Source organism: Streptomyces aureoversilis, assembly GCF_042657885.1.
GTDB classification, from domain to species: Bacteria; Actinomycetota; Actinomycetes; order Streptomycetales; family Streptomycetaceae; genus Streptomyces; species Streptomyces aureoversilis.
On record NZ_JBHSKJ010000081.1, the window covers coordinates 1 to 733 of the forward strand.

The 733-nt window shown below is 61.9% G+C and carries 1 pseudogene; it reads right to left on the bottom strand.

Going from position 1 to position 733, the window contains the following annotated elements:
* Nucleotides 1–291 precede the first annotated feature (291 nt).
* Nucleotides 292–576: pseudogene (locus tag ACFPP6_RS36505) on the bottom strand (transposase); the annotation flags it as partial.
* Between the last annotated feature and the right edge of the window lie 157 nt (nt 577–733).

Consider the following 733-nt stretch of genomic DNA (forward strand, 5'->3'; position numbering starts at 1 on the left):
GGTCTGAGGACACTGCGGGGTCTGAGGACACTGCGGGGTCTGAGGACACTGCGGGGTCTGAGGACACTGCGGGGTCTGAGGACACTGCGGGGTCTGAGGACACTGCGGGGTCTGAGGACACTGCGGGGTCTGAGGACACTGCGGGATCCGGTAACAGTTAGCGCTCCAGCAGAAAACATTCGCCGGGGCTGGTTCTTCTGCGGTAGTGGTGGTGCCCGGGCGATAGCTTGGCAACGTCCGCGCTGAGGCGCCTCTTACGTATGGTTAAGTGAGGCAGGGAATGGCTTAGGCATGGTGCTTGCTTTGCGCGTTTTCCTTGTCGTAATAGCCCTGTGATGCGGGGTCGGCCAGGGAGGCGAATGCGGTCAGGAGGAAGCCTCTCTTGAGTTGCTTGTTGCCTCGCCGGGCCGGGTGTTCCCCATCGATCGAGGAGCCGGAACTCCTGGCCACCAGGGCGAGGCCGGCCTATGCAGCGAAGTTGGCGGCGGTAGGGAAGGTGCTGCCGTTGCCGACGTCGATCATGCGGGCTCCGGTCCTGACCTCGATGTCGGGCATCGAGGTCAGGACCTTGGAAAGAGACGACCGATGCAGTTGATCTACCAGGTAGGGGTCTGTAAAGTTTTCGGTGTAACTGGGTTGGTTTGTCTGTCAGATGTGGGCTACTGAGAGGCGGCCGTCGAAGGCGATGTCGAAGGCCTGGAGAGCCCGCTTCCAGCGGCTGGTCCATCGCTTG